At 57.6% G+C, this 26020-nt stretch carries 27 protein-coding genes; 10 read left to right on the top strand and 17 right to left on the bottom strand.

The window, feature by feature from the left end; genetic code table 11:
- Window positions 1-55 precede the first annotated feature (55 nt).
- From rplM to WNY39_RS01055, 3 genes are all read left to right on the top strand, one after another.
- Window positions 56-517, top strand: a complete 462-nt coding sequence (gene rplM, locus WNY39_RS01065) for a 50S ribosomal protein L13 (protein ID WP_341235113.1) — start codon at window positions 56-58, stop codon at window positions 515-517.
- 2 nt (window positions 518-519) lie between these two features.
- Window positions 520-1020, top strand: a complete 501-nt coding sequence (gene rpsI, locus WNY39_RS01060) for a 30S ribosomal protein S9 (RefSeq protein ID WP_342843345.1) — start codon at window positions 520-522, stop codon at window positions 1018-1020.
- A 180-nt stretch (window positions 1021-1200) separates the two neighbouring features.
- A complete protein-coding gene (locus WNY39_RS01055) occupies window positions 1201-2202 on the top strand; it encodes an LLM class flavin-dependent oxidoreductase (protein WP_342843343.1) in 1002 nt (333 codons plus the stop codon).
- Window positions 2203-2212: 10 nt separating this feature from the next.
- Here WNY39_RS01055 and WNY39_RS01050 read toward each other — a convergent pair whose 3' ends face one another.
- The 8 genes from WNY39_RS01050 to guaA form a co-directional block, all read right to left on the bottom strand.
- Window positions 2213-2830, bottom strand: a complete 618-nt coding sequence (locus WNY39_RS01050; protein ID WP_341235116.1) for a TetR/AcrR family transcriptional regulator — start codon at window positions 2828-2830, stop codon at window positions 2213-2215.
- Window positions 2823-3692, bottom strand: a complete 870-nt coding sequence (gene ppk2 / locus WNY39_RS01045; RefSeq protein ID WP_342843341.1) for a polyphosphate kinase 2 — start codon at window positions 3690-3692, stop codon at window positions 2823-2825. Before ppk2 ends, WNY39_RS01050 begins: the two co-directional genes overlap by 8 nt.
- Before the next feature lie 49 nt (window positions 3693-3741).
- Entirely contained in the window at window positions 3742-4701 is a 960-nt protein-coding gene (locus WNY39_RS01040; protein WP_342843339.1) for an alpha/beta hydrolase, read from the bottom strand.
- Between the two features lie 3 nt (window positions 4702-4704).
- Window positions 4705-5622 carry a homoserine O-succinyltransferase gene (metA, locus tag WNY39_RS01035; protein WP_342843337.1) on the bottom strand — a complete coding sequence of 306 codons (918 nt, stop codon included), beginning with the start codon at window positions 5620-5622 and terminating at the stop codon, window positions 4705-4707.
- A gap of 77 nt (window positions 5623-5699) precedes the next feature.
- Window positions 5700-6554 (bottom strand): ATPase, encoded by an 855-nt coding sequence (locus WNY39_RS01030; protein ID WP_342843335.1) that lies wholly within the window; start codon window positions 6552-6554, stop codon window positions 5700-5702.
- 136 nt (window positions 6555-6690) lie between these two features.
- Entirely contained in the window at window positions 6691-7809 is a 1119-nt protein-coding gene (locus WNY39_RS01025) for an outer membrane protein transport protein (RefSeq protein ID WP_342843333.1), read from the bottom strand.
- 141 nt (window positions 7810-7950) lie between these two features.
- Window positions 7951-8814 (bottom strand): DMT family transporter, encoded by an 864-nt coding sequence (locus WNY39_RS01020; RefSeq protein WP_342843332.1) that lies wholly within the window; start codon window positions 8812-8814, stop codon window positions 7951-7953.
- 58 nt (window positions 8815-8872) lie between these two features.
- Window positions 8873-10435 carry a glutamine-hydrolyzing GMP synthase gene (guaA, locus tag WNY39_RS01015; protein ID WP_342843330.1) on the bottom strand — a complete coding sequence of 521 codons (1563 nt, stop codon included), beginning with the start codon at window positions 10433-10435 and terminating at the stop codon, window positions 8873-8875.
- Window positions 10436-10634: 199 nt separating this feature from the next.
- On the opposite strand from guaA, the gene WNY39_RS01010 reads away from it, so the two are divergent.
- Window positions 10635-12173, top strand: a complete 1539-nt coding sequence (locus tag WNY39_RS01010) for a trimethylamine methyltransferase family protein (protein WP_342843328.1) — start codon at window positions 10635-10637, stop codon at window positions 12171-12173.
- Here the strand turns inward: WNY39_RS01010 and WNY39_RS01005 are convergent.
- Window positions 12166-12462, bottom strand: a complete 297-nt coding sequence (locus tag WNY39_RS01005; RefSeq protein WP_342843326.1) for a DUF6477 family protein — start codon at window positions 12460-12462, stop codon at window positions 12166-12168. The two genes, WNY39_RS01010 and WNY39_RS01005, sit on opposite strands and share 8 nt — an antisense overlap.
- A gap of 247 nt (window positions 12463-12709) precedes the next feature.
- On the opposite strand from WNY39_RS01005, the gene WNY39_RS01000 reads away from it, so the two are divergent.
- Complete coding sequence (locus tag WNY39_RS01000) at window positions 12710-13819, top strand: DUF6456 domain-containing protein (RefSeq protein ID WP_342843324.1); 1110 nt, start codon at window positions 12710-12712, stop codon at window positions 13817-13819.
- 60 nt (window positions 13820-13879) lie between these two features.
- Here the strand turns inward: WNY39_RS01000 and WNY39_RS00995 are convergent, their stop codons facing one another.
- Window positions 13880-15520, bottom strand: a complete 1641-nt coding sequence (locus WNY39_RS00995; RefSeq protein ID WP_342843323.1) for an NAD(P)-binding domain-containing protein — start codon at window positions 15518-15520, stop codon at window positions 13880-13882.
- A gap of 229 nt (window positions 15521-15749) precedes the next feature.
- Here WNY39_RS00995 and lipA point away from each other — a divergent pair, with 229 nt between their 5' ends.
- Window positions 15750-16703 (top strand): lipoyl synthase, encoded by a 954-nt coding sequence (gene lipA, locus WNY39_RS00990; protein WP_342843322.1) that lies wholly within the window; start codon window positions 15750-15752, stop codon window positions 16701-16703.
- 1 nt (window position 16704) lies between these two features.
- Here the strand turns inward: lipA and WNY39_RS00985 are convergent, their stop codons facing one another.
- Window positions 16705-16881, bottom strand: a complete 177-nt coding sequence (locus WNY39_RS00985) for a hypothetical protein (protein WP_342844374.1) — start codon at window positions 16879-16881, stop codon at window positions 16705-16707.
- Complete coding sequence (gene hpt / locus WNY39_RS00980) at window positions 16878-17414, bottom strand: hypoxanthine phosphoribosyltransferase (protein ID WP_342843320.1); 537 nt, start codon at window positions 17412-17414, stop codon at window positions 16878-16880. Before hpt ends, WNY39_RS00985 begins: the two co-directional genes overlap by 4 nt.
- Before the next feature lie 67 nt (window positions 17415-17481).
- Here hpt and WNY39_RS00975 point away from each other — a divergent pair, with 67 nt between their 5' ends.
- Window positions 17482-17937, top strand: a complete 456-nt coding sequence (locus WNY39_RS00975; RefSeq protein WP_342843318.1) for a type II toxin-antitoxin system RatA family toxin — start codon at window positions 17482-17484, stop codon at window positions 17935-17937.
- A gap of 55 nt (window positions 17938-17992) precedes the next feature.
- Here WNY39_RS00975 and WNY39_RS00970 read toward each other — a convergent pair whose 3' ends face one another.
- The 5 genes from WNY39_RS00970 to WNY39_RS00950 form a co-directional block, all read right to left on the bottom strand.
- Entirely contained in the window at window positions 17993-18784 is a 792-nt protein-coding gene (locus WNY39_RS00970) for a phosphodiesterase (RefSeq protein WP_342843317.1), read from the bottom strand.
- A 170-nt stretch (window positions 18785-18954) separates the two neighbouring features.
- On the bottom strand, window positions 18955-20136 hold the full coding sequence (locus WNY39_RS00965; protein WP_342843314.1) for an ammonium transporter: 1182 nt from the start codon (window positions 20134-20136) through the stop codon (window positions 18955-18957).
- Between the two features lie 156 nt (window positions 20137-20292).
- Window positions 20293-20769: a CinA family protein gene (locus tag WNY39_RS00960; protein WP_342843313.1), complete on the bottom strand. Its 477-nt coding sequence runs from the start codon at window positions 20767-20769 to the stop codon at window positions 20293-20295.
- On the bottom strand, window positions 20756-21247 hold the full coding sequence (locus WNY39_RS00955; RefSeq protein WP_342843312.1) for a phosphatidylglycerophosphatase A: 492 nt from the start codon (window positions 21245-21247) through the stop codon (window positions 20756-20758). Before WNY39_RS00955 ends, WNY39_RS00960 begins: the two co-directional genes overlap by 14 nt.
- Window positions 21244-22386: a bifunctional 2-C-methyl-D-erythritol 4-phosphate cytidylyltransferase/2-C-methyl-D-erythritol 2,4-cyclodiphosphate synthase gene (locus WNY39_RS00950; protein ID WP_342843311.1), complete on the bottom strand. Its 1143-nt coding sequence runs from the start codon at window positions 22384-22386 to the stop codon at window positions 21244-21246. The genes WNY39_RS00955 and WNY39_RS00950 overlap by 4 nt, the downstream gene beginning before the upstream one ends.
- A gap of 180 nt (window positions 22387-22566) precedes the next feature.
- Between WNY39_RS00950 and dusB the strand changes: the two genes are divergently transcribed.
- The 3 genes from dusB to WNY39_RS00935 are packed head-to-tail and all read left to right on the top strand — an operon-like array spanning window position 22567 to window position 26014.
- Window positions 22567-23553, top strand: a complete 987-nt coding sequence (gene dusB / locus WNY39_RS00945; protein WP_342843310.1) for a tRNA dihydrouridine synthase DusB — start codon at window positions 22567-22569, stop codon at window positions 23551-23553.
- Window positions 23550-24644 carry an ATP-binding protein gene (locus WNY39_RS00940; RefSeq protein WP_341235138.1) on the top strand — a complete coding sequence of 365 codons (1095 nt, stop codon included), beginning with the start codon at window positions 23550-23552 and terminating at the stop codon, window positions 24642-24644. The genes dusB and WNY39_RS00940 overlap by 4 nt, the downstream gene beginning before the upstream one ends.
- 2 nt (window positions 24645-24646) lie before the next feature.
- Entirely contained in the window at window positions 24647-26014 is a 1368-nt protein-coding gene (locus WNY39_RS00935) for a response regulator (RefSeq protein WP_341235139.1), read from the top strand.
- Window positions 26015-26020 lie beyond the last annotated feature (6 nt).

Raw genomic sequence — 26020 nt, 5'->3', positions numbered from 1 at the left:
AGATAGCGGGGTTCGCGTTTCGGGCCCCTTCACCACATTAACGGGAATTCCCTCCATGAAAACCTTTTCTGCAACACCGGCAGATATCGATAAGAAATGGATCATCGTCGACGCTGAAGGCGTTGTCCTTGGCCGTCTTGCATCGATCATCGCCATGCGTTTGCGCGGCAAGCACAAAGCATCCTTTACACCTCACATGGATTGCGGCGACAACGTCATCGTTATCAATGCTGAGAAAATCCAGATGACCGGCAAGAAGCGCGAAGAAAACTTCTATTGGCACACTGGCCACCCCGGCGGGATCAAAGAGCGCACCAAGGCGCAAATCCTTGAGGGTGCACACCCAGAGCGTATCGTGACTTTGGCTGTTAAGCGCATGTTGCCTGGCAACCGCCTGAGCCGTCAGATCATGACAAACCTGCGCGTTTATGCCGGTTCCGAACACCCCCACGAGGCGCAAAGCCCCGAGGTTCTGGACGTGAAATCCATGAACCCTAAAAACACGCGGAGTGCATAAGCATGGCTGATGAAATCAAAACACTCGAAGGCCTCGAAGCGGCCGTAACCGAGAACATCGGCGCTGTTCAAGGCACCGAAGTTGAAATGACCCCACGCGAGCCCGTCCGTGACGCGCTTGGCCGTGCCTATGCAACCGGCAAGCGTAAAGATGCGGTTGCCCGCGTCTGGATCAAGCCAGGTTCCGGCAAGGTGATCGTAAACGGTAAGGCGCAGAACGAATATTTTGCACGCCCCGTTTTGCAGATGATCCTGGCACAGCCTTTCACCATCACAGGCACCGACGGTCAGTTTGACGTTGTTGCAACTGTTAAGGGTGGCGGTCTGTCCGGTCAGGCCGGCGCGGTAAAGCACGGTGTTTCCAAAGCACTGCAGCTTTATGATCCCTCCTTGCGCGGCGCGCTGAAAGCGGCAGGCTTCCTGACCCGTGACAGCCGTGTTGTTGAACGTAAGAAATACGGTAAGGCCAAAGCGCGTAAGAGCTTCCAGTTCTCCAAGCGCTAAGTTTTATCTTCAGAATATTTGGAAAAGGCCGCTCCTGCCCGGGGGCGGCCTTTTTCGTATGGTGCTTGTGGCGGGCCGACCCTTCGGGGAGAGTTTATTTGGCAAAATGAAACGGGCGGGGTGGTTTTGTTTTGACCCTCGCGTGCTTAGATTGGCAGCAAGGTTAAAGGAGACATCCCCATGCGCTATTCTGTTTTGGATCTTTCGCCCGTCCCTGAAGGGTCGGATGCGCGCCAAGCCATTGCAAACACGATTGATTTGGCAAAGCGGGCCGAGGCGGCAGGGTATCACCGCTATTGGATGGCCGAGCACCACAACATGCCGGGGATTGCGTCGGCGGCCACATCCGTTTTGATCGGCCATGTGGCAGATCACACGTCAACGATCCGGGTCGGGGCTGGCGGGATTATGTTGCCCAACCACGCGCCACTGGCCATTGCAGAGCAGTTTGGCACGCTTGCCACGATCCATGGCGACCGGATCGATCTGGGCTTGGGCCGCGCGCCCGGGGGCGATCAGGCCGTCTATCATGCGCTGCGGCGCGGGATGCAGGGGGGCGACCGGTTCCCTGATGATGTGGCCGAATTGATGAGCTATCTGGATGAAGCGCAGCCCAATGCCCCGGTCAAGGCGCATCCGGGCCAAGGCACCCATGTGCCGATCTGGATTTTGGGATCATCGCTTTATGGGGCGCAGCTGGCGGCGCATTTTGGCTTGCCTTATGCGTTTGCCTCGCATTTTGCGCCGGACGCGCTGGAGGATGCGATCGCTATTTACCGGCGTGATTTTAAACAGTCGGCGCAATGGGCCAAGCCGCATTTCATGCTGGCCGCCAATGTGTTTGCCGCTGATACGGATGCGCAGGGGGCGTATTTGCGGACCTCGATGCAGCAGGCCTTTGTCCGGTTGCGGACGGGAAGACCCGGAAAACTGCCACGCCCCGTCGATGATATTGACGCGGAAGTTGGCACGCAGATGCGCCAAGCGGTCGATCAGGCGTTACGGGTGACTGCCGTCGGCAGCCCCGACAGCGTGCGCAGGCAGCTGGCGGCGATGATTGAACGCTATCAACCGGATGAAATGATCCTGACCGGGCAAATCCACGACCATGCGGCGCGGGTTAAATCCTTTGAAATCGCGGCTGATGTTCTATCGGAACTGGTAGGGCGCGCAGCGGCCTAAGGGCGCGTCTCTAGGCGTCGGGGTCAACCAAACCCAATCCGCGCAGATAAATACCAACGCCGCTTTCCAGCAATTCATCGGCTGGAAAGGGCGATGCCCGGCCGGGTGAGTTTCGTGCGAAAAGTTCGACCACGCCGTGGCTGAACGCCCAGATATGGGCCGAGAACATTGACGCAGGCGGGCGTTTTTCCACGGGAATATGCTGGCTTAGATCGCTTGCCGCCTGTTCCAGCACATTACTGGCCCGATTGGCAGCCGCGGCAAGTTCGGGTGTGCGGTTCACGGAAATTCCGCTTTCGAACATCGCGATGTAATGGCCGGGGTTGGCGCGGGCAAAAGCCAGATAGGCGCGGCTGGTCGCCTCGAACGCCTTGAGGGCGGAGGGTTGGCCGGAATTATACGCCGCCTCCATCAGATCCGCGAAAATCACATAGCCTTGCAGCGCCCCTTCGGCAATCAGGTCTTCGCGCCCCTCAAAATGCCGATAGACGGCGGCGGGGGTCACGCCCGCTTGTTTGGCGGCCTCGGAGAGGGTGAAACCCGTGGGGCCGCGCAGTTCGATCAGTTCGAGCGCTGCGTCGATCAGCGCCTGACGTAGATTGCCGTGATGATACCCTTGTTTAGGCATCCCAAATATCCGGTCCGCCGCAAATTTGATCGTCTATGGCACCAATCGCGCGGGTGTCTTTCTGCGCATAGTCAAACGCGTGCAATACCGTGCGGATCGCCTGCAAGCGCGCGCGGCGTTTGTCGTCTGACCGAATGACCGTCCATGGGGTGACGTCATTATGGCTGCGCGCCAGAGTGTCGCTGATCGCGGCGCTATAGGCATCCCATTTGGCAAGGCCTTTTACGTCGATCATGCTGAGCTTCCACTGCTTGAGAGGATCACGCTCGCGCGCCAGCATACGGCGCAGCTGTTCGGCGCGGCCGACGTTCAGCCAGAACTTGAACAGATGAATGCCGTCATCCACGAGCATCTGTTCAAATGGCACCACTTGAGAGAAGAAATGTTCACGCTGCGCGTCGGTGCAAAAGCCGAATACCGGCTCAACCACGCCACGGTTATACCACGACCGGTCAAAGAAGGCCGAGTTACCGGCACTCGGTAAGTGCTGGATATAACGTTGGAAATACCATTGACCCATTTCGGTTTCGGTGGGTTTGGGCAGGGCGACGATATGCGCCTCGCGGGGGTTCAGGTTTTCACGGAAACGCTCAATCGTGCCACCCTTGCCAGCGGTATCGCGCCCCTCGAACACCATGGCGATCCGGGTGCCTGTATCACGCGCCCATGATTGCAATTTGACCAGTTCGATCTGCAGACGTGCCATTTCCTTGTCATAGCTTTTGCGGCCCATCCGTTCGGAATGCGGATAGCTGTCGCCCAGAATATCGTCCTTTTCCGCGCGTTTGATTTCTTTGCGGATTGAATCGGGGGCTTCATTTTCGAAATAGGCGCTGATTGCCCCGTCAAATGGCAGGTCCATGGCGGCCTCCTGAGTGGTGTTGTTATCTTGTTATGAAGCGTTCCGGCCCCTAGCGCAAACCCGCACGCGCGGTTGCGCGGTCAATCGCGTCAAAAACCGCGCTGTGATCAACATGTTGGGGCATATGGCCAATGCCGGGCAGGGTGGTCAGATGGGCATTGGGAAGTTGTGTCATCAGCACCTTGGCGTGGATATCCATCGGCACAATCGTATCTGCGGTGCCGTGGATCACCTCAACCGGCATGGTCAGGGTGCTGTAGCGTGGGACCATTTCCTTGATATGTGGTAAAAGCGAATTCACCTGTTGGGAATTGGCCCGCATCGATACGCGGCGCAAGGCAAGGTCGGGGCCGATATGACTGATATACCCCGCCGGGCTGGGTTGCGGCGCGAATATACTGTCGATGCTGTGCTGCACCAGTTTTTCAGGCCAGAACCCCGTGATGACGGGGATCAACAAACCACTGCCAAGGGTCGATCCGGTAAGCTGATATTGCCAGCCAAGGCTGCCGGGCCATTCCTCGGACACGGCAGAGACGAGAACGAGTGCGCTGGTCTGATCGGGCCGCGCCAAGCCCCAAGCCAAGGCGACAGCGCCGCCATAAGAGTGGCCCAAAACAATCGGATTATGAACGCCCAGTTGATCGGCCGCTTGCTGGAGCAGCGCCGCTTGATCGGCGGGCGAAGCCGCGCGCTTGTTCCACGCACCGGCATGTTGCGGCAAAACATCTGTCCAGCCAAGGCCGGGGCGGTCGAACAGGATGACGCGGTAGCGGGTGGCCAGTTCATCAACCATGTCAAAGGTGAAATCGCGCATGTTGCCCGATGCGCCGTGGATCAACACCAGATCAGGCCCGCTGCCCTGCACCAGTGCGTGCACCTTGGTGCCGCCGACATCCAGTAACTCCCCAATGGGGGGATATTGCGCATTCGCAGCGGCTTCACGACGGTAAGCGCGCCATTGGACAAGGGCCACCAGCCCCACAATCAGCAGGACAGTTGTCAGCATAGGTTAGGTGCCAATTTTGGTGATATCAAAATGCGTCGACTGGTAAATTTCGTTGATCCAATTGCCATACAGCAGATGCGCATGGCTGCGCCACCGGTTCAACGGCACCTGTGTCGGGTCGTCGTCGGGGTAGTAATTGCCCGGCACGTTGATCGGCACGCCCGCTTCGACATCGCGGTCATATTCGTCTTTCAGCGTGTCGCGGTCGTATTCAAAGTGGTTAAAGATATACAGCGCGCGGTGCGCCGCATCTTCGACCAGACAGGGGCCAACCTCGGAACTGCCCAGCAGAATATTCAGGCCCGGCACGGCCTCAACCTCCGCCGCGCGCATTTCGGTCCAACGGCTGACAGGCACCACGCAATCGTCTGAAAAACCGCGCAAATACGGCGATGATGGCACCAGGTTTGTATGCCTGAAACAGCCAAAGGCCTTGTGATCCAAGATGTGTTTTCTCACGCCGTGGAAATGGTTAATCATCGCCATGCCGCCCCAGCACACGCCAAATGTCGAATGCACGTTGGTTTGGGTCCAATCCATCACCCGGGTCAGTTCATCCCAATAGGTGACATCGTCGAAATCCATATGCTCGATTGGCGCGCCTGTAATGATCAAACCATCGAATTTTTCGTCCCAAACTTCGGACACAGGGCGGTAAAAGCTCTCCATATGGTCCGCAGCCGTGTTGCGTGACTGGTGATCAGACATGCGCAGCAGGCTCAATTCAATCTGCAACGGCGTCGCCCCGATCAGGCGCGCAAACTGATTTTCGGTCTGAATCTTTTTCGGCATCAGGTTCAGCAAGGCGATGCGCAGCGGGCGGATGTCCTGCTTGGCGGCCTGACCTTCATCAAGCACCATAACGCCTTCCTGCGTCAGCACATCATAGGCGGGCAGGTCAGAGGGGAGCTTGATCGGCATAGGTGAATTCCAACTTGAAACAGACGTCTAGAAAGGGGTGTTCAGTAGATAGAGCGCGCGGGCATCACTGCCAAGGGTCAGCCGTCAATCGCTTTGGCGATCAGGTCGACGAAATCCTCTTCGCAGGTCAATGCCGCCACCTGATCGGCGCTTACGGTGACCCCCCAACGGGCCATCGCCTCGTAGCGGGGCTGACGGTGGGCAAGCGCTTGGGCATAGGTCCAACGCACGAAGGCATCAGGATCAACATCGCCTTCTTCGCAGTTGTTTTCGCTTAGATATTCATCCCAGACACGCGCCAAAAATTCGGGCTGATAGGCCATCGGTTTGGGGGCTTTATCAAAGCGGCGGATTAATTCCTGCGTATGGGCATCATCGCCCTTGATCCAGACCAGCAGACATTCCTCGGCCAGGGCGGTCATCAGCGGATCGTGATCATCATCGGGATCGACCCATTCGCAGATCGAGCCGCCGGTGTCGCAAATGAAATGCGGATAATCATACAGGGCTTGGGCACGCTCGGCAAAATGCGCGGTATCCATCAACGCCGACAGCTCCGCCTGTTTGAACGCCTCTTGGCGCTTTGCATATTCGGCCATGGGCAGGCCACCTTTTGCCGGATCGCCCGGTTTGCCCAACCATGTGGCGACGGGGCTTAGGTTATCAAAGGTGATGTTTGACCCGATATAAATGCTGTCGCTTAGCAGCAGATCGCGCAGAAACGGCACCTTCATCGCCTCGGCCTTGGCATTATCCGCGATGGTTTCGCCCAGATAGCGGGTGCCAATGCGGTAATCGATGGAATAGTGAAACCAATCGCCATTGCTGCGCAACAGATGGGCGAGGTGGGTTTTTCCAAGGCCAGACATGGCAAACAACAGCACCTTTTTGCGCGGCGCGGCACGCCATGCATCAGCAGAAGGGTAAAGCATCAGTATCGTCCTTGGATCAAACGGTTTTGCGTTAACTATCAAATGGCTTGCAGATAGACTAGCCACCCCATTACCCCCAAACGCAAAAGCCCGCCGCAGTTTTGCGACGGGCCAGTTTTACACCTGATCAACGGTATTAGAAATTGTAACCGATTTTTACACCCACAGACACGGCTGAGTTGTCTGCAAAGGTTGCTTGAGCTACCCCGCTCGTCGCAGCGCGGGCATCACCCAGCTTGGTATAGCGAACACCAACCGACACATCCAACTGCTCTGTCGCTTGGTATTTTGCACCCACCGACACATATGTGGCGCCGTCCGTCGGCGACAGGGGGGACACAAGATCATCGCCCTGTTCGTCTTGGTAGCCAATAGCCACAGAACCCGACCACTGGTCATTGATGCGACGCCCGATGCCGATTTCATAATCGGTCGAATCCTCGATATCGGTCAGGTTACCGCCGCCTGTTTGGGTGTTGAAAAAGGTTGGCGACACATAAGTGCCGCTATGACGTGCATAGCGCACAGAGCCAAAGACCAAGGTGTCTTTTGCGACGCCCGTCTGGAATTCCAGATTTAGGGCCTCTGGTGTCTCAACAAGTGTTTCGCTTGGCCCGGCCGTAACCGCAGCCCCATTTAGGGTTTCAGTGGTGGACACATGGTGCGAGATTTTCGAGTTATAGGTCAAGGCGACCCGCAATGCGATTTCGGGCTTTTCAAACGCGGCACCTACGACATACCCAACAGCCCCGTCCGAGGCAAAGTCACCTCTATAACCGCTCAGCCCGCCATAGCCTTGGCCGCTCAGGGTGACCGACGCCTTCAGCTCTTGATAACGCAAACCACCATGAACACTGAACGCATCGTTAAATTTGTACCGTGCGACAGCGGTCAAGGCCACGGTCTCTACCGTCGCCTTAGTACCACCATAGGATGGTGAGGTCGCAATCACGGGGAACGCGATATCGGACCCAAACGGTTCATCAACAATCAAACCCAGCGACCATTGATCGGACAATTCATAGCGCAAGGCACCGCTGAGGATGTTGAAGTCATTGGCGATATTGCTGGTGGTTTGGCCACCGCTGCGCACATCTGTGCCGTCAATGCTTGGCGACACTTGGCCAAAGCTCAGCTCAAAGCGGTTGCCGCTTTCGAAAATAATACCAATATCCTGGTTCGATCGGTCAAGCCCACCCGCCTGAACCCCTGTTGCACTGCCGGCCAGCACTGCAACTGCAATCAACTTCTTCATTACTGTAACCCCTCCCAAGGTCAAAAACGGCTCAGGTTCGAGCACGCGTTTTACAATTAGAAAGGGTAAGGTAAACGCTCCGTCAACGAGGACCCAAGGTCAACCTCGGATGACCTTGCGGCAACTAAATCGACTGACAGGCTAGGCGCGTTTGTGTGTCTCAAACCAGAGATTGATGTAGTTACCGGCAAAGATAACGGCCGCCCCGACAAAGACCCAGATGTCCAAAGCCTCGGCATAGACCAGCATCCCGATGATCGCGATTACCGGCAGGCGGATGAAATCAATCGGCACCACTACGGTGGCCGGGGCAATCGACAAGGCGTTTGTCAGACAATAATGCGCCACCAGTCCGGCAATCCCGATCACCAGCAAAAGCGGGCCATGCGTCATGTCAGGCAACGCAATATCGCCATCATACCCCGCCATAACCAACCCGAACGCCAGCTGTGTAACGGTCAGATAAAACAGGATGGTGGTTATGGTCTGGGTGCGGGTCAAACGTTTGGTGAGCATGATCGTCAGGGCAAAAAAGATCGCCGATGACGCCGCCGTAATCACACCGGCATTGATCCCTGCAACGGTGGGCTGCGCCACAATTAAAATGCCGATAAAACCCATGATCGCAGCCAAGGCCCTGATCTTGGTCAGCTTTTCACCCAGTATCAGTGGCGACAACACGATCACCCACAAGGGCGAGGTGAATTCGAGCGCAAAAACCTGCGCGAGCGGAATCACGGTCACCGCATAAAACCACAGGTTCTGCCCGGTAAAATGCGCCAGATTGCGCCCGATCTGAAGCCCCAAGTTGCGCGTGTTGATCTGCCGCCACGCGCCCGTGGCCAAGGCCAAAGTCACAACAATCAGAACACCAACCGCAGAGCGGTACATCATGATCTCGAATGTATCGTAAACACCCGACAGCTCGCGGCCCGCGACGGCCATCGCGGAAAACGAAGTGATCGACCCGACCATCCAAAGCGCTGCCTTAAGGGTCGGGCTCACAACCTATTTTCCAAATGGACTAAAATCCTCGCCGAAGGCAAAGAATCTCTTTTGGTCCTTATTCCCATTCAATCGTGCCGGGAGGTTTGGACGTGATGTCATAAGTGACCCGGTTGATGCCCGGCACCTCGTTGATGATGCGCGTTGCGGTCTCACCAAGGAAATCATGGGTAAAGGGGTAATAATCCGCCGTCATCCCGTCCACAGATGTCACCGCACGCAGGGCGCAGGCGAAATCATAGGTCCGTCCATCGCCCATCACGCCAACCGTGCGCACGGGCAGGATCGCAACAAACGCCTGCCAGATTTCATCATACAGATTATGTTTGCGAATTTGGTCGATATACACGGCATCCGCCTCGCGCAGGATCGCCAGCTTTTCGCGGGTAATCTCGCCGGGGCAGCGGATGGCCAGACCGGGGCCAGGAAACGGATGACGCCCGATAAAGCTGGTGGGCAGACCCAATTCACGGCCCAAGGCGCGGACCTCGTCCTTGAACAATTCGCGCAAGGGTTCGACCAGTTTCAGGCCCATCTTTTCGGGCAAGCCGCCAACATTGTGGTGGGATTTGATGGTGACCGAAGGCCCACCAGAAAACGACACCGATTCAATGACATCAGGGTAGAGCGTGCCTTGGGCCAAAAACTTGGCATCGCCCACGGCGGTCGCGTGTTTCTGGAATACGTCAATGAACAGCCTGCCGATGATCTTGCGTTTGGTTTCAGGGTCGGAAACCCCGTCCAATTCACCCAAGAACAGCTCTTGTTCATCCGCATGGATCAGCGGCATGTTATAATTGTCGCGGAACATTTTCACGACTTCTTCGGCTTCGCCTTTGCGCAGCAAACCGTGGTCGACAAAAACACAAGTGAGCTGGTCACCGATCGCCTCGTGAATCAACACGGCGGCAACGGACGAATCAACACCGCCCGAAAGACCGCAGATCACCTTGGCATCACCCACCTGTTCGCGGATCGCGGCAATCGCTTCCTCGCGGTAGGCGCGCATGGTCCAGTCGCCCTTGAAGCCCGCCAGTTTGACGAAATTTTCGTATAGTTTGGCACCGTTCGGGGTGTGGTGCACCTCGGGGTGGAATTGCACGGCGTAGAAATGTCGCGACGCGTCGCCGGTGATGGCAAAGGGTGCGTTGGGTGAGGTGCCGTAAACCTCGAACCCCGGGGCGATGGCGCTGACATGGTCGCCGTGGCTCATCCAGACCTGTTCGCGGTCTTGCGTGAACCAACCCTCTAGAAGATCAAGCTTTTCTACGGTCGGCGTCACAAAGGCACGCCCGAATTCTGCGGTGCCGTGGCCGCGTTCAACCTTGCCGCCCAGGCAGTGCATCATCACTTGCTGGCCATAGCAAATACCCAAGATCGGCACGCCCAGATCGAACACCGATTGCGGCGGCATGGGTGCCCCTTCGGCGAATACCGAAGACGGCCCGCCCGAGAAGATCACCGCTTTGGGATCAAACTCCTTGAGGAAGGCGTCATCCACCGTGTTGAACGGATGAATTTCGCAAAACACGTTAAGTTCACGCAAGCGGCGGGCGATCAGCTGGGTGACCTGGCTGCCGAAGTCGATGATGAGAAGGCGGTCATGGGAGATATCTGTCATGCAGACTGATTATGGGCGGATCGCCCGCGTGGCAAGAGAGGACTGGGGGCCAGCCCCCAGACCCCCGGGATATTTTTAAGCCAGAGAAGGGGCAAGAGGGGGACAATGTCGGTTTTTGACCCCTAAAGCCGTTATCCGCGTGAAGCCGCCCGAAAGAATAGGGTAGCTAGGCGGCAGTTTTGACGAAAAGGAAAGTAACATGGCGGAATCAGCAAGACGTGGGCGTGGTGGCGGTGGGGCAGCACGGCGAGCGGAGCGTTCGGCCGTGTCCTTTGAGACCGCGAAATACATCGAACGGAATATCCCGAACTTTGAGATTTTGAACGACGAGGCGCTGGAGATCATCGAGCGCAACGCGGATATCGTTCTGGAAGAGATCGGCGTGAATTTCCCAGACAACCCTGAAGCGTTGGAGCTGTGGCGCGCGGCGGGGGCCACTGTGACTGGTGACCGTGTGCGCATTCCGCGTGGTTTGGCGCGCGAACTGTGCAAGACGGCCCCGTCGGAATACACCCAACATGCCCGCAACCCGGAGCGTAACGTCGTGATCGGCGGGCGTAATTTGGTGTTGGCCCCGGTTTACGGCCCGCCATTCGTGCGCGATGCCGCCGGCGGGCGCCGCTATGCCACGATGGATGATTTCAACAAATTCGTGAAGCTTGGCTATATGTCGAAATGGTTGCACCATTCGGGTGGTACCGTGTGCGAGCCGACGGATGTGCCGGTGAACAAGCGGCATCTGGACATGCTGCATGCCCATATGACCCTAAGCGACAAGCCGTTTATGGGCTCTGTTACCGAGCCGAGCCGCGCGCAGGATTCGGTTGATATGTGCAACATCCTGTTTGGTGCGGATTTCGTGCAGCAAAACACGGTCATGACGTCACTGATCAACATCAACTCGCCCATGACATTTGACGATGTGATGATGGGTGCGCTGAAGGTGTTTGCCGAAAACAATCAGGCGGCGATCATTTCGCCCTTTATCGTCGGCGGGGCGATGGCACCTGTGTCGGTGGCGGGGACCCTGACGCAGGTCTTGGCCGAAGTGATGGCCGGTATCGCCTATAGCCAGTTGATCCGCAAAGGCGCGCCGGCGATTTTCGGGGCCTTTGTGACGTCGATTGATATGAACTCCGGTGCGCCCACATTCGGCACGCCAGAGGCCGCGCATATCACATATGGCGCGGGTCAGTTGGCGCGGCGGATGAAACTGCCGTTCCGGTCCGCGGGATCGTTCTGCGGATCGAAACTGCCCGATGCGCAGGCTGCTTATGAAACCGCGAACAGCCTGAATATGGGCCTGTTGTCGGGCGTGAACTTCATGCTCCACGCCTGCGGCTGGCTTGAGGGTGGATTGGTCAGTTCGTTCGAGAAATTCGTGATGGATGCGGACCAGCTGGGCACCTTGCACCATCTGGCCCGCGGCATTGAGATGGACGAGAACGCCCAGGCGTTGGATGCCATCCGTGAGGTAGGGCCGGGTGGCCACTATCTGGGCTGCGCGCACACCCAGGCGAATTTCAAACAGGCGTTCTGGAAATCTGATTTGTTGGATTACAAACCGTTCGAGACGTGGTCGGATGAGGGGTCACGTGACACCCAAACCTTGGCCACGGCGCGGGTTGAAAAACTGTTGGGCGACTATGTTCAGCCCCCCATGGATCCGGCCATTCGCGAGGCGCTCGACGCGTTCGTGGCTGAACGTAAGGCGGCAGAGCCGGACAGCTTTATGTGATCTGATCAAGCCCGCCACGCAAAACGCGGGCCTCGCCGATCATCGCGATAACGACCTCCACATGGCGGACCAGGCAATAGCTTGCGTCCGCCATTTTTCGTTGGTCGTTCAGCTCTGCCTCGATCTCGATCAGATGCATTAACGCGGGGCCGCTGCGGGGCAGGGTGCTGCACCCCAACAGGCGGCGCAAATGGCTTGCCCGTCTATAACGTTCGGAACCAATGCGCGCCGCACGCATCAAGAGAGACGGGCGGTGCAAGCTGTTGAGACGGGTGAGAATATCTTGCATGTTTTCATGTCCTTAAAGGGTTGAGCAGCCCCACGTCGGATGCAGGTACAGCACAACCTTTCCACGAATTTTTCGCCCGTTGCGTCGCTTTTAATCCCTCCGAACGGGATGGTTACGGCTGTTTACGAATTAGAAACAATGATTGAGCGAACGGTCGAATTTTAACAAACGCGTAACCAGTACATCCGTAGGTTATGTGGATAAGTCTGGGGATAAGTCGGCCACCTGGAGAAAAAGGACATTTGCTATGACAGGGCTATTAAACACGCATGCTTCGCCAGTTTTCGCGGGATCAAAGATACCGGGCTGGGTGCCGAGAGAGGCGCGGCACTATCTGTCGCATGTAGAATTGGGGCGCCCCATCCGTGCGCTGGCACGTTCCGCCGATTGCCACGCCTCGACGATTTTACGCCAGATCAGAAAACTTGAAACACGGCGGGATGATCCGCTGATTGACGATGCTTTGGAAACTCTGGGCCGCGCCAGCCGTAATGAAATGCCCGCAGATATCGAAAGGCCCAAGATGAACCAGCCCAATGACCCGAATATGCCAGATGACGAAACGCTGAACTGCGAGGCGCACCGCATTTTACGCCGCCTGTGCGAAACCGGCGCTGTGCTGGCAGTCGCGGCGGAAATGGAGAAGGCTGTTGTGGTGCGCGACGGGGCAGGCGGGACAAGTACCCGCACGGCGGTGGTTGACCGGCCTATTGCGCAGGCAATGGCGTTGAAGGGCTGGATTGCGACCAATGGCGGCGGCCGCATCACCCGATATTTTATTACCGCAGCGGGGCGCACGGCCCTTGAGCAGTTGCTACAGCAGGAAAAACCCCGCGCGCTACAGGGCTTTGCCGATGCACAAGCCGAGTTTACCCCCCAACAAGACGAAGACGAGACGCCGCGCATGTCGCGCCGGGCGCGCTATACATTGGCCGAAAGCCCCTTGGCCGCCCTTGCGCGGCGCCGGGACAAGGATGGCACGAACTTTCTGTCGGACCGGTTGGTGCAGGCAGGAGAGCGGTTGAGAGAAGATTTTGAACTGGCGCAAATGGGCGAGAAGACCACCCAGAATTGGGACCGTTTCCTGACCCCCGGCGGTGACGCACCAAGCGGCAGCTTTAGCGGCAGCGCGCCGTCAGCGGCACGTGCGCGGGTTGCCTCGGCGCTGGCCGATTTGGGACCGGGACTGTCAGATGTGGTGTTGCGCTGTTGTTGCTATCTGGAAGGGTTGGAAACAACGGAAAAGCGGCTTGGCTGGTCGGCGCGATCTGGCAAGATCGTGCTGCGCATCGCCTTGATGCGGTTGCGCAAGCATTATGACGAAACACTCGGGCCAGAAAGCGCGATGATCGGATAACCAAAAATCACCAACGGTGGGGGCAGCGATGGCGCGGCAGTGATATGCCGCGCCATTTCTTTATTCTGCGGCGGCTTGTTGCTGGGCTTGGCCGAGACCCACGCGGGCCAGAAACGCATCAAGCTGTCGGCGCGCGACATCCGCAGGATCAACCGTGCCGCCGGCATCGGCAAATGTCATCTGCAACACCGTGCCTTGGTCGCCATCACGCGCATCGCGGGGGCGCCAATCGGCATCCAGATGATCGGCCATGTGCATTTCATCCACGACCTCACCATCGCTAATCAACCGGATGACAGGGTGAATAAACGCGTCCGGCTCTTTGCCAAAAACATTGTTCTGGCGTTTGACATGCAATGCATCGGCACCGAAATCCCCATATTCCAACGTGACTTGCAGAAACCGGCCCGTGGTGAACGGCGCGTTTTTCGTCCAAGATACCGGTACATCATGATAGGTTTTACCCGCCTCATCTCCGTCCAGCAAAATCAGATCAGCCATGAAACCGGGCTGAAGGAATATCCCCGAAGCCGTGCTGATACGGTGAATGATACTGTCGCCGAGAGCCGATGCTGTGAGCGGCGTCGTCACGGTGGGGAATTCGGTGCCCTGCACCCGCGCCACGATCAAATCAGCCAAGCTTTTTACATTATGTCGAAAGCCGTGAATGAACCCCGACATGGTTTTCTTGTAGTCGCAAGATTGCATAATCGTCCCGGCAAAGAACAACCCTTTGACGTTCTCGCTTTCCCACTCGCCGGTCATGACGGGGAATTTATCAAAATGGCGCAAGGCGGGTTGGATATCTGGGGCAAAGATCGAATTGTCGAATTGGAACCCTGTGCAGGCGATAACATGATCGTAGGTCAGCACAATCTCGTGCCCCTCGGCCGCCGTCATCGCGGCGCGCACGGTGCAAATGTCGCCGTCCTTTGTGATCTCAAGCGCCTTGGCGTCAATCACGGCGTTCTGGGATTTCAATTGATAGGTATCGAGGAAGTTATTGTTCACCGCCCGCAGGTTACCCACAAAATGGGTCTGCCATGCGAACTTGATCGGGTTCGGGCTCATCACGTGGATGCTGGCGGCGTGTTCCACCAGCGAATCCGCTGTCTCAAAGGCCGAGTTGCCCTTGCCAAGTATCAGCACCCGTTTGTTTTCGTAAAGCGCAGGATCGGTATCAAATTCGGTATAATTCGCGGCCAGTTCGAAACCTTCGATGCCCGGATCCCAGGCTTGGCTGACCCCTGTGGCCACGATCACATTGGCTGCATGATGGGTGGCCCCATCGGCGCAGGTAATCAAAAACCCGTCGTCGGATTTTTCGATTCTCTGAACATCGGAATTGCAGATGATGTGATCAGCCAAGGGTTTGGCAAAGGTTTCGGCATAGTCGATAAAATCATCGGCACTGGGAAAATACTTGCGGCTCCAGTCCTTGAACAGAATTCCCTCGTCATTCAGCAGCGAATTCCAGTCGTGGCGCAGGCGGGTTTCGGGATTACTTAGGCCCGTATGAACCTTGTTGATCGAAATAAATGTGCGATGCCGTGGAAAATTTCGCAAAAACGCGCTGATCTTGTCCGACCGCTCAAGAATGGTAAATGACAGCCCCTTTTTGGCGAAGTAATAGGCGGCCTGAAGCCCGGCAGGGCCGGAGCCAATAATGCAGACATCTTGGGTCTTGGTCGGTGTAGACATAAAATTTCCCTTTTTACTGTAACAATCCGATTTGCGACAACCATAGGGGCGATATATGGCGGTGCGAAGGAAAAACATACACGCAGGGCGGGGATTTCCATTTGCCGCAGGGGGGCGTAACCGTTTGGAAACACGCATAAGGCCGAAAACCCGCCATGCGCCCGACGCCCCTTTCCTGTAGGGCACGAACCGACTACATTGCAGACGAACCGCCATACGGAGCCTGATCATGCGCGACCTAAAGATTCCCGAGCAGCGCCACCCCGAGAAAGCCAAACGCCCCGACAATCCGCAGCCGAAAAAGCCTAGCTGGATTCGCGTCAAGGCACCCGGCGGTCAGGGCTATGCTGAGACGGCCAAGATCATGCGCGAGAACAAGCTGGTCACAGTATGCGAGGAAGCGGGCTGCCCCAATGTGGGGGAATGCTGGTCGCAAGGCCACGCGACCATGATGATTATGGGCGAGGTTTGTACCCGCGCCTGTACCTTCTGCAACATCGCAACCGGTAAACCGCCCGAAGATTTGGACGTGTTCGAGCCGGGCCGCGTCGCCGCTGCCGTGGCCAAGCTGGGCCTGAACCACGTCGTCATCACATCCGTAGACCGCGACGATATCGACGATGGCGGGGCTGAACATTTCGCCCAAACCATTCGCGCCATTCGCAAACGGTCGCCCGACACCACGATCGAGATTCTGACCCCCGATTTCATCCGCTGCGATCCGTCTGTGCTTGAGACCGTCGTCGAAGCGCGCCCTGATGTGTTTAACCACAATCTGGAAACCGTGCCGGGCCTATACCCTGAAGTCCGCCCCGGCGCGCGCTATTTCCACAGCTTGCGTCTGTTGCAGCGGGTCAAGGAACTGGACCCGTCGATGTTTACCAAATCCGGCATCATGGTCGGCTTGGGCGAAGATCGCCAATCCGTCATTCAGGTCATGGAAGACATGCGCGCCGCCGACATCGATTTTCTGACCATCGGGCAATACCTGCAACCCACGCCGAAACATCACCGGGTGGACCGTTTCGTGCACCCTGATGAATTCGCATCCTATGAAAAGGCGGCGTTCGGCAAGGGGTTCTTGATGGTATCAGCGACACCGTTGACCCGGTCCAGCTATCACGCAGGCGATGATTTTGCCCGCCTGCGGGCCGCCCGTCTGGCGAAACTATCAGCGCGTTAGGTTAAAGCCCGCGGCCGATACGGGTCGCGGTTAACCACTCGGGCCAATAGCCCGCATATTCCAGAGCAAAGATGATCGCCGCGACCAGAATGATGGCAAAGATGAACTTGACCCGCCGCGGCGACGGCGGGTTTTGCGCCCAGCGTTTCATGCGCATGAACCAGACGGGGCTCATCATGTGAAACGCACCTTGCCGATAAAGGGCAGGTTGCGGTCGCTTTGGGCAAAATCGATGCCATAGCCCACAACAAATTCATCCGGTATTTCAAAGCCGATCCAATCGGCCTTCATATCCACCTCGCGGCGGCTGGGTTTGTCCAGCAGCGCAATGGTTTTCAGACGCGCCGGTTCGCGCGACATCAGCAGATTGCGCACGTGATGCAGGGTATGGCCGGTATCCACGATATCCTCGACAACCAGCACATCGCGCCCTTCAATTGCGCCGCGCAAGTCCTTGAGAATGCGCACTTCTCTGCTGCTTTCCATGCCGTCGCCATAGCTGGACGCCTCAAGGAAATCGACCTCGATCGGCAGGTCCAGCTCGCGCACCAGATCGGCAATGAACACGAACGATCCGCGCAGCAAACCGACCACGACCAGCTTCTCGGTGCCATCGAATTCAGCTTGAATTTCGCGGCACAAAATCTCGATCCGCGCGGCGATCGATTTGGCAGAAATCATTTCATCGATAACATAAGGGCGCGTTGGCATGGGTTTAACCTTGAAAAAGGGGCATTTAAGATTTCATAAGGGCTAACTTCTAGACAGATGGAAATCAATGCCTACCCATTCAGAGACCCGCGAACTGCCCTACACCGCGCAACAGATGTATGATCTGGTGGCCGATGTGGCGTCTTACCCCGAATTCCTGCCTTGGACAGCCGCCGCGCGCATCAAAAGCCGCGACGACAGAGGCGATCACGAGGTGATGGACGCCGATCTGGTGATCAGTTTCAAAGTGTTCCGCGAACGGTTCACCAGCCGTGTGGTGCTGTGGCCTGAGGCGAAAAAGATCGACACCGAATATCTGGACGGGCCGTTCAAGTTCATGAAATCCAACTGGCATTTCGAGGATGCCGGGCAGGGTGCCTGCAAAGTGCATTTCTTTGTCGATTTCGAGTTCAAGAACCTTGTGCTACAAAAGATCATCGGCGTGGTGTTTAACGAGGCCATGCAACGCGTCGTCCGCGCTTTTGAGAAACGCGCGGCGGACTTGTATGGGGCAAAGGCTTAGGGGCTGCGAGGGGGCGCGGATCGATGTCGTGGCAACGGCAGCAATCAGTCCAAGCTTACTTGGGATAGGTGCCTTCTTCAAACCGGCAAAATTGCTCATATTGAAGATTCACATCCAAGTCCGAAATCGTGATGACGCCGATATTTGGGGCCTCTTCACTTGGCTTAAAAGTGTCCCAATTCCATTCTGGTCGCGGAGCTGGGGCTTGATACAGGATTGAGCGCATCGTCGAAAACGGGACGCCGCGTATCGTGCCAGAAATGGGACGGTGAACATGCCCGATGAACAAATATTTCACACAATCATATTTCGAAACCAAGTCCAGAAAAACATCCCCATCTGCCAAACCGTCGGCGTCCTGCATCGGCAAACCGACAGCCATGGGTGGATGGTGCATAAAGATGTAGACTGGTTTGTCTGCGTTATTTTCCAATACGTTACGAAGCCAATCAAGACGCTCTTGGCATAGCTCGCCAGCGTCTGATCCGACCTTTAATGTATCTAAACACACAATAAATCCGCTGGGCGTGGAAACCGAGAATTGAATGAACTCTTTCATACAAGTGTCAGGTAGCGATAGGTTTTTCCTAAACAGCTTACGATCATCATGGTTGCCCACCATTGGCAGCAGGGGAACGTCAAGCTTTTCAAGCAGCTTGGATATCGCCTCGTAATTTTCCCGTGTCCCTTGGTTGACCATGTCCCCAGAAATCACACAAAAACTGGCGTCAGAATGGTTTCCGTTGATGTGATCCAAGGCACTTTCCAGCCGAACGCGGGGATCGTGACCCAATATGTCGCCTTCATATGAAAAATGAGGGTCAGACATCCAAATTACTTTCAGCATGCTCGCCACCTTTCGATCTGTCGTTGTGTCAGAGCTATAGCAACCGACGACCGACAGGAAGGTCCACGAAGCAAAACCGCAGTTCGGAAAAACCCTCGAACATCTCCAAAAAAAAACCCTTCCAACAAAGGCCTGCGGGCATCTCAATCCGCCGCAGGCCCCTGATGTGTTTAGCTGGTCAGCTCGTAGGCGCGTTCGCCGTGTACGGCCAGATCTAGGCCGGTGATCTCGTCTTCTTCCGAGACACGCAGCGGGGTGATCGCTTTGCAGATGAACAGCAGCGCCACGGTTACGACCGTGGTGTAGACGCCCACAATCGCCAGTGACCCAAGCTGCGCGGCCCATGAACCGGCACCAAAGGCGGCGATCATGATCGTGCCGAAAATACCGCCCACGCCGTGTACGGCAAAGACGTCCAGCGTGTCGTCGATCTTGGCCTTGTTTCGGATCAGCACAACGGCCTCTTGGCAAAGCACACCAGCGACGGCACCGATGATCAGCGCCTCCCACGGGCCGACGAAACCGGACGCGGGGGTGATCGACGCCAGACCGGCGATTGTGCCAGTGACGATGCCAACCATGGATGACTTGCCAAATTTGACACGTTCCCACAGCGCCCAGGACAGCGACGCCGTCGCGGCCGAGATATGTGTGACCGTGATCGCCATGGCCGCACCACCGTCCGCGGCCAGTTGCGAACCGCCGTTGAAGCCGAACCAACCGACCCAGAGCATCGCGGCACCGATCATCACATAGCCGGGGTTATGCGGCGGGGTGTTGTGGTTTTTGCGCGCGCCCAGAAAATAGGCGATGATCAACGCGGCAATACCTGCGGTTTCATGCACAACGATGCCGCCCGCGAAATCTCGCACGCCCACGTCGCCAAAGATACCGCCATCGGCCAGAAAACCACCGCCCCAGACCCAATGCACGACCGGCGCATAGCAGATCAGCATCCACAGCCCCGAAAACAGCATGACAAAGCCAAAGCCGATCCGTTCGACATAGGCACCAACGATCAGCGCGGGCGTGATGATGGCAAAGGTCATTTGAAACGCGAAAAACAAGATCTCGGGCAGGGTGCCTGACAGGCTGTCGGCGGTCACTCCGCTAAGGCCCAGTTTATCCAAACCGCCCCAGAAACCAGATGTACCGGGCCCGAAAGCGATGGAATAGCCGACGAAAAACCAAAGCACGCTCATGAGACATGCAATCGCGTAACAATGCATGAAAACGCTCAGCACATTGCGCCCTCGCACGAGGCCTCCGTAAAACAGCGCAAGCCCCGGCAATGTCATAAACAGAACCAAGGCCGTCGCGGTCATGATCCAGGCTGTATCAGCAGCATTCATTGGTGAATTCCCCCCATTAATTTTACTTGGAGGGTGGCAAAGCCGATGGGGCTACGCAGTGAAAGTTAAAAAGCAGGCAGAACCGCCATTTAATCGTGCATTTATGCAAGTGCCTTAATGGTGGGCGCTATATCGGGCGGCTTGCTTAATATATAATCAGTTTGAAACTGCAGCCAAAAGCAGGTTCAGCGCATGGTCGCGGGCCGCCAAACGCACCTTGCCGCGGCCCAAGGCACCGAATTCTTGGGTGTGGGCATCGACGTGATCCGACGTGGCGATGGCAAAGCACACGCGCCCCTCGGGCTTATGCTCTGACCCGCCGGGGCCCGCGATTCCGGTGATGGACACGGCGATATCCGCCTTGGAATGCGCCAGCGCGCCTTGGGCCATTTCGCGGGCGACCTGTTCAGAGACAGCCCCGAATTGATCTAGCGTTTCTGGCGACACGCCCAGCAGATCGATTTTTGCGTCATTGGTATAGGTCACAAACCCACGGTCAAACATCGCGGATGATCCGGGCAAATCGGTCAGCGCCGCCGCGACCATGCCGCCCGTGCAGCTTTCGGCGCAGGTGATCATGACGCCGCGCGCGATGGCGCGTTCCAGCAAGGCAGCCGCGTCAGAGAAGCCCATGATACAGCCCCGCCAAGGCAATCACGCAGATCAGCGCAAAGACACCGGCAATCACATCGTCAAGCATCACACCAAGCGCGTCGCCGCGCCGGTCGGCCCAACCCACCAACAGCGGCTTCCAGATGTCGAACAGACGAAACAGGGCAAATGCGGCAATCCAGCCCGGCCACATCACAAGGATGTCCAAGCCCATTGACCACGCCGCATAGCTCAGCGGCAGCAGGGCGATCCACTGGCCTGCGACCTCGTCTATCACGATCTCGGACGGGTCGTGGTCATCACTGCCCGCTGTCATTTTCGCAGTCGCCCACCAACCCGCAGCAAAGGCCACGATGATCCCGATCACCAGCAAGGGGAACCCGCCGATCACATGCAGTAACCATCCCCACGGCAGGGCGACCAGCGACCCCCATGTGCCGGGGGCAGGGCGTATATATCCGACACCCAAAACAGTCGCGATCAGCTTTGCAAGTTTCATAATTTCACCAATGTTGCTGTGGCCATGCAGGCGATACCTTCGCCCCGTCCGGTAAAGCCCAGACGTTCCGATGTGGTTGCTTTAATTGATACCCGATCCGCTTCAATGCCCAGATACATCGCCATCACGTCGCGCATCGCAGCGGCATGTGGGCCAACCTTGGGGTGTTCGCAGATTAGCGTGCAATCGACATGGGTCAGGGTGAACCCCTGGGATCGGGCCAGATCGGCGGCATGGGTCAAAAAGATATGGCTGGCAGCGCCCTTCCACTGCGGATCAGAGGGCGGGAAATGCTGGCCGATATCGCCCATGGCCAGCGCGCCGTATATTGCGTCCGTCACCGTATGCATACCAACGTCAGCATCGGAGTGACCCACAAGCCCTTGATCGTGATTAATTTTCACGCCGCACAACATCACATGATCGCCCGGACCAAAGGCATGTACGTCAAAGCCGTTGCCGGTGCGAATGTCCATCTGGCTCTCCAATATACGGGCGGCCCGGGTCAAATCGCCGGGCATTGTTATTTTCAGGTTATCGGCGCTGCCGGGGGTGATGGCAACGGGCAATCCGGCGGCACGGGCTACTTCCACATCATCGGCGGCTGTGCCTTCGAACGCGGCATGGGCGGCGCGAATGGCGGCGGTGTCAAAGCCTTGCGGCGTTTGGGCTGCATAAAGCGCTGTGCGGTCTTGGGTGCCTGCGACCTCGCCATCCTCGCCCAGCCACAGGGCATCGGTGATCGGCACCCCCGGCGCGGCGGCAGGGCCATCCACCAAGGCATCGAGCACGCCATCAATCACCGCGCGGGAAACGCAGGGCCGCGCCGCATCATGGATCAACACCTGATCGGACCCGTCTACCAACGCCAAACCATTGCGCACCGACGCCGCGCGGTCGGCACCACCCGTGGCGATCAGGCAACCGCTGGCGCGGAACCTGTCCGCCTGATCCATATCGCTGTCGTTCAGAACAACCACGATGGTGTCGATCCTGTCGTGGTTTTGAAACGCGGCCACCGTGTGGTCGATCACGCGCTTGCCGCACAGCGCCTGCCACTGTTTAGGCACAGCACCACCTGCGCGCGTGCCACGCCCTGCGGCGACGATAATGGCGGCAATTCTTGGCGGTGATGACATCGGCGGCCCCTTGAAGTGTTAGCGTGGTTTTAGGCAAAGCAGGACTGCGGCGCAATCTCTTGGCGCATCTGCTTAAAAAATAGGCAGCAGCACGCATATATCTGCCATAAAGCCCCAGCGTTTCTTGAGTTCAGGCAAGGCTGTCGCTACACCCAATGGAAATGCACAAGGATTAATCATTTGGGTCTTACCGATCTGCCATTTACCCTAAACCCGCCTGTTTTACTTGCACCCATGGCCGGGATTACGGACCTACCCTACAGAAATATGGTCGCGTCCTTTGGGGCGGGGCTGGTGGTTTCTGAAATGGTGGCATCGGAAGATATGATTAACGCACGCCCCGGCACCCGCGAGAAAGCCGAACTGGGTCTGGGTATCGAAGGCACCGCCGTGCAGCTTGCCGGCCGCGAAGCCGCCCCGCTGGCAGAGGCAGCCCGCATGGTCGAAGCGCAAGGCGCGCGGGTGATCGACATCAACATGGGCTGTCCCGCCAAAAAGGTCACCCAAGGTTATTCCGGTTCCGCGCTGATGCGCACCCCGGATTATGCCCTGACGTTGATCGAAGCGGTGGTGAATGCGGTATCGGTGCCAGTGACCCTGAAAACCCGCCTTGGCTGGGATGACGCGATGCTGAACGCGCCGCACATTGCTGCGGCGGCGGAAAACGCGGGCATCACCATGATCACGATCCATGGGCGCACGCGCTGCCAATTCTACAAAGGCTCTGCCGATTGGGCCGCCATCGCCAAGGTGAAAGACGCCGTGTCGATCCCCGTGATCGCAAATGGCGATATCATTGACAGCACCACCGCGCGGACGGCCTTGAAACAATCCGGCGCGGATGGGGTCATGGTCGGGCGCGGGTCGCAGGGGCAACCGTGGATCTTGGCGCAGATCGCGCATCAGCTGTATGGAACCCCCGCGCCGCTTGTGCCGCAGGGCGCGGATTTCACCCGCATGGTCGCCGATCACTACGAAGAGATCATCCGCTTTTACGGTTCCACCATCGGATTGCGCGCCGCGCGCAAACATCTGGGTTGGTACATGGACACCTGCGCCACGCCGACCGACCTGCGCCGCGCCATTCTGACAGCACCCGACCCGCAAACCGTGCACAGCCTGATCGATGACGCCATGGTCGCGCACCCCGCAAAGGCAGCAGCATGATGAGCATGGACGCGGTGTTTAACTCGCTGCCGGTGCCCGCCGTGTTGATCGGGCCTGATGATAAAATCGTTGATCTGAACTCCGCCGCCGAAGGGTTCCTGAACACCTCGGCCAAATCGGCCAAAGGCATACCCGTCTGGGATCTGATCGCCGTAAATGCCCCGCTGGAGGAGGCATTTGGCCGCGCACGCAAACATGACACGCCGTTGTTCGTGAATGACGTTGATGTCGGTAGTGGCCAACGCCCACCCGCGCTGTCCGATCTGCATCTGGCCCCGCTGAACGGCATGCCGGGCCATATGCTGCTGATGATCACCCCGCGTGAATTTGTCGGCAGGATGAGCCACAACAATCAGGTGAAATCCGCCGCTAAATCCGCGATTGGCATGGCCGAAATGCTGGCCCACGAGATCAAGAACCCGTTGGCGGGGATCACGGGTGCGGCGCAACTGCTCAGCATGAACCTGAATGCAGAAGACCTTGAGCTGACCGATTTGATCGTCGCGGAATCGCGCCGGATCGTAAAGCTGCTGGAACAGGTCGAACAGTTCGGCAACCTGATGCCGCCCGAGCTGGGGGCCGTGAACCTGCATGACGTGCTGGACCGCGCCCGTCGGTCCGCGCTGCTGGGTTTTGGTGCGCGCATGACCATCGTCGAAGACTATGATCCGTCCTTGCCGCTGGCATTGGGCGACAAGGATCAACTGCTCCAAGTCGTTCTGAACCTTGTTAAAAACGCTTCTGAGGCCGCAGGAGAGACCGGCGGCACCATTCGGCTGCACAGCTTTTACGAACATTCCTTCCGTCTGCGCCGCGCGGATGGCAGCGGCCAATCGCTGCCCCTGCAGATCGAAGTGATTGATGACGGCCCCGGCCTGCCGCAATCCATTCAGGATGATGTTTTTGAGCCCTTTGTGTCGGGCCGTGAAAACGGCACCGGGCTGGGGCTGGCGCTGGTCAGCAAGATTATTTCCGACCACGGCGGCTGGATTTCGGTCAATTCCGCGCCCGGCAAAACCGTATTTCGTATTTCACTGCCACGCGCCGACAAGGCGATGCTGGCGACCCTCGCACCCGAACAGGAGACATAAAAATGGATGGCACAGTTCTGGTCGCCGACGACGACCGCACAATCCGCACCGTCTTAACGCAGGCGCTGACCCGCGCCGGGTGCAAAGTGCATGCGACCTCCAGCCTGACCACGCTCATGCGGTGGGTCGGCGAGGGCAAAGGCGATGTGGTCATCTCGGACGTGGTGATGCCCGATGGCAACGGGCTTGAGATGCTGCCAAAGATCGCCAAGGATCGGCCCGGCCTGCCAGTGATTGTCATTTCGGCGCAAAACACCATCATGACCGCGATCAAGGCCGCCGAGGCCGAAGCCTATGATTACCTGCCCAAGCCGTTTGATTTGCCTGACCTGATGAAGCGCACGGCGCGGGCATTGGAACGCAACGGGGCACCACGCCGCGCCGTGCAAACCAACGATGCAGGCGACCGCGACGATCTGCCGTTGGTCGGGCGCACACCGGTGATGCAATCGTTGTACCGCGTGGTGGCGCGGGTGATGAACACCGATCTGCCCGTGTTGATCTGGGGTGAATCCGGCACCGGTAAATCCCTGATCGGCAAGGCCATTCACGATTTTTCCGACCGGCGCAATCTGCCGTTCGTCACAGTGACATCCGCCGATCTGCAAGACATCGAAGGGCCAGCGCGCGTGTTGGCACGGGTGCGGGGCGGGACATTACTGATCGACGAAATCGGTGACTTTTCCGAGGAAATTCAAGCCCGTATCGCACGCATGATGGATACACCGGGCGATCACGCGCCGCGTTTTCTGGCCACCAGCCAGTCCGATCTGGCCGCCGCGATGAAGGCGGGCACCCTGCGCCGCGATCTGTATTACCGCCTGTCGGGGGCGACCTTGCACGTGCCTGCATTGCGTGACCGGGTCGAAGACATCAGCCTGCTGGCCGCGCATTTCCTCGAACGCTCTGAAACCGGCAACACCGTGCCGCGCGCGCTGTCCGAAGGCGCGGCCAAAGTGTTTGCCAACTATCAATGGCCCGGAAACGTCCGCCAGTTGGAACATGCCATGCGTCAACTGGCCCTGACCAGCCGCGCGCCGGAAATCACCCAAGTGGAAGCCGAACAGGTCTTGGGTGCGCAGCCCGATCCGGAACCTTTGCGGGCGCAGGCCAATACCGAAAAACTGGGCGCGTCCGTCGAACGTCATCTGCGGCGGTATTTCGATCAACACGGGTCCATGTTGCCGCCTCCGGGTCTGTATGCGCGGATACTGCGCGAGATTGAGGCCCCGCTAATTGAAATCGCGCTGGCCGCAACCGCAGGAAATCAGGCTAAATGTGCCGATTTGCTGGGAATCAACCGCAATACCTTGAGAAAAAAGATCACTGACCTCGATATTGAGGTGACACGCGGTCGTAAGATGATGTAAAAGAGC

It is taken from the genome of Sulfitobacter sp. AS59 (assembly GCF_038899995.1).
Lineage (GTDB): Bacteria > Pseudomonadota > Alphaproteobacteria > Rhodobacterales > Rhodobacteraceae > Sulfitobacter.
This window is presented reverse-complemented; position numbering and strand designations above follow the sequence as displayed.